5 protein-coding genes are annotated in these 2,921 nt (G+C 58.8%); 1 reads left to right on the forward strand and 4 read right to left on the reverse strand.

Translation table 11 applies throughout. The annotated features are described in order from the left end of the window. The 4 genes from ACRC1E_RS03275 to ACRC1E_RS03290 all read right to left on the reverse strand — a co-directional run. Positions 1–475 (reverse strand): hypothetical protein (locus ACRC1E_RS03275; protein ID WP_438513680.1); only part of this gene is annotated, 475 nt, incomplete at its 3' end. Beyond that, a complete protein-coding gene (locus ACRC1E_RS03280) occupies positions 453–1,205 on the reverse strand; it encodes a hypothetical protein (RefSeq protein WP_438513681.1) in 753 nt (250 codons plus the stop codon). The genes ACRC1E_RS03280 and ACRC1E_RS03275, both read right to left, overlap by 23 nt. Before the next feature lie 26 nt (positions 1,206–1,231). Further along, the gene (locus ACRC1E_RS03285; protein WP_438513682.1) at positions 1,232–1,759 is read right to left on the reverse strand and encodes a hypothetical protein; all 528 of its coding nucleotides are present in this window, start codon (positions 1,757–1,759) and stop codon (positions 1,232–1,234) included. After that, positions 1,756–2,037 carry a DnaJ domain-containing protein gene (locus tag ACRC1E_RS03290; RefSeq protein WP_438513683.1) on the reverse strand — a complete coding sequence of 94 codons (282 nt, stop codon included), beginning with the start codon at positions 2,035–2,037 and terminating at the stop codon, positions 1,756–1,758. The genes ACRC1E_RS03285 and ACRC1E_RS03290 overlap by 4 nt, the downstream gene beginning before the upstream one ends. A gap of 292 nt (positions 2,038–2,329) precedes the next feature. Here ACRC1E_RS03290 and ACRC1E_RS03295 point away from each other — a divergent pair, with 292 nt between their 5' ends. Beyond that, the gene (locus ACRC1E_RS03295; RefSeq protein WP_438513684.1) at positions 2,330–2,905 is read left to right on the forward strand and encodes a cysteine hydrolase family protein; all 576 of its coding nucleotides are present in this window, start codon (positions 2,330–2,332) and stop codon (positions 2,903–2,905) included. The last annotated feature ends 16 nt before the right edge of the window (positions 2,906–2,921 follow it).

The raw sequence follows: 2,921 nt of genomic DNA on the forward strand, positions 1-2,921 counted from the left end.
CTTCCTTGCGGTACGCGTCCACAGACATGGCAAAAGCGTAGGAGCGCTCATTCAGGAAGGCCTGCTCGTCGCCCGACGTGGCATGCAGCTCCAGCAGCGAGCCCGTCGGCAGCGCGTGCAGGCGCTTGAGCATGTCCGATCCGCCCTTGGAGTGCGACAGCAGCGAGTTGTCCCGCAAGGACACGGCAGCGAGATGGAGATTGGATCCGGACTTGTCCGCCAGAAACAGGCTGATCAGATTGACCATGCGCACGGCCGCCACTTCCAGGCTCGCCTGCAGATACGCCGTATCAAAGTAGTTGGCAATCTGGACGATGCCCTTGGGGCCGGCCTCCCGAATCTTGTCGAGATGCACCGGCTCCAGAATGCCCTGCCCTATCCCGTAAGCCAGTGCCTGTTCGAAAAACGAGCGGGTATCTATCGCGGCAAGCGCGCTGTGCTGGGTCGCCATATCAGATTGCGGATTCTTCATCATCGCCAGTCGCCGGCGCGGCCGGTACCGGTGCTGGCGCCAGTGTATTCAGCGATTCGAGACGGTAGCCGAGACGATCGCGAATCGCGATAATCAGCTGCACGAAAAGATCGTTGAGTTCATCGCGCAGCACACAAGCCGTTTCCATCCAGTCATGATCGGCTACTTCCGCGCGCGGAGTCTTGCTACGGGCCGTGAGGATGGATTCGTCCTCATGCAAGACGCCATCGACGTCCGCGATCATGCCGCGCAACCATTCGATGGACTTGGCATCCATGGTTTCGGGCAGGCAGACATCGTTCCCGAGCTCTGCCGTCATGGCGAAGGTCAGGACTTCTTCAACCCGGTCGGCGAAATAATTGACGAGGACGTCCATGCCCTCTTCTTTTTCGCCGATGGCCTCAAGGTATTCGGAGGTTAGCGCATCGTCGCGATAGAGGATCGCATTCATCATGCCGCGAAGGCGGTCATGGCCTTTTTCACCGTATTTTTTCTCGAGCACGACGGCTTCGACAAACTGTTCCGGCGTGACCAGCAAGTTGACGATAGACTCGCTGGCGCCATCAAACTCGCGCATGATGGCGAGCAGATCCTTGGGTGCAACCTGATCGAGCAGCGCCACCAAAGCGGTGTCCCCTTCGGTCTCGGCCACCTGGGCCAGTGCCTTTTCGGCGCCCAGCAGGTCACCGGCAAGGATAAGTTGGGTCGTCTTGATAACGGCGGGATGGGTCATGATTTTCTCTGCAAAAAAATGGGGATTCAGGAATGCGCCGAGTCGAAGCCCTGCTCGCTCAGCCAGTCGGCACCCGCTTCGCCAAGATCGCCAGGCGCATCGTCGTCTTCGTCCTCTAGGCTCCCGTTTTCGGCATCCGCCGACGCGGCAGAGCCGGCCAGATCATGGCTGCGCAGAAACTCGGCGACGGCCGCCGTCACCATAAAGAGTTCACCGCCATCCGAGCACAGTGCCTGCTCCACCAGGGGCGCCGCCCACGGCGCAATTTTGAGTGTTTCAGCCAGATCATCCCACAGCGGGAAATCGTCGTCATCGGGCTCGCAACGTGCCGCGCGGGCCAAAACGGCAGGCTCGGCAAAGGAGAACGCCTGATGGAACACCGGAATCACCATTTCCGGTGCAAACTCGGCCATCTGCAGCAGGCTATCGATCTGCATCCGTTTTTCTTCAAGCCGGATGGCGAGTACGTTTTTACCCTCTGAGTTCGATGCCAAGTCGTCTATTTCGGCGCTATAGGCGGAGTTTATTTCCCAAAAGTAATTTGATTTTTTCATGATATTTTTGCCTTCTCAATGATGTTTTCCCAAATCTGTTTCGCTGACAGCAGAGGATCATCAATCAGGCTGCGACGGCGAGAGTCGTCATAAGCCTTCCTCCTGTCCCCGTCAGACAAGGCCTCGTAGGCTTCCTGCACTTCGCGGAATTTGTGTGCAGCATCGGGATCGGGGTTGCGGTCCGGATGGTACTGGAATGCCTTTTTCCGGTAGGACGCCTTGATAACAGCGGGGGTCGCGTCTGGAGAAACCCCAAGCAGGGCGTAATAGTCTTTCATCTGTGCTTATGTATCCGCAAATTCAAAAAAGGAGCCTGACGGCATCAGGCGCGAACGGACGGCCTGACCTGCGGCCATGTATAGATAGCCGGATTGCAGTCTGAAGCGGAAAGAAATTTTCTTTTATCAAAAATCACCGATATTTTACGCTCAATTTATATTGCCATGGCGATGTTAGCGTGGCGTAGCAAGCATCCTGCGCGCCGGCCCCGCCAACAACACCCCAGGCTGATGCACCACACGGTGCTTTCCCCGTCTATGGTGAGACTTGCCAAGCCCGAGGAAACCCATCATGCAAAGCGCACTGCTCCTGATCGACTACATCAACGATATCGTCGGTGCGCCGCGCTACCGCGATTTTCTCGCCCGCCACCATACGCTGGAACACCTGCCACGGCTGATTGCCAGCTTGCGTCAATACGGCATACCGGTCATCCATGCCCGCATCGGCTTTTCCGACGATTACCGTGAACTGCCGCGCGCCTCGCCGCTGTTTGCCAGCGCCGCCATCAATGGCGCGCTGCGCCTGAGTACACCCGGCTGCGACTTTCACCCGGCAGCCCTGCCCTTGCCCGGTGAAAGCGTGCTGCTCAAGCGCCGCGTCAATGCTTTTCACGGCACGGCCCTCGACCTGCTGCTACGCAATATGCGCTGCGAGCGCCTGCTGATCGCCGGCTGTGCCACAGATCTTGCGGTACAGAGCACCGCCCGTGATGCCCACGACCGCGATTACCGCGTCACCGTGCTGGGCGGTTTTTGCATCGCCGCCAGCGATGCCGACCACGACGACAGCTTGCGCCTGCTGGCGCGCGTCGCGCAGGTCTCGCGCGAACAAGGCCGCGAAGCCATGAGCCACGCGATGGCCTAAGACGGGCGAATACCGA

It is taken from the genome of Craterilacuibacter sp. (assembly GCF_051659485.1).
Taxonomy (GTDB): domain Bacteria; phylum Pseudomonadota; class Gammaproteobacteria; order Burkholderiales; family Chromobacteriaceae; genus Craterilacuibacter.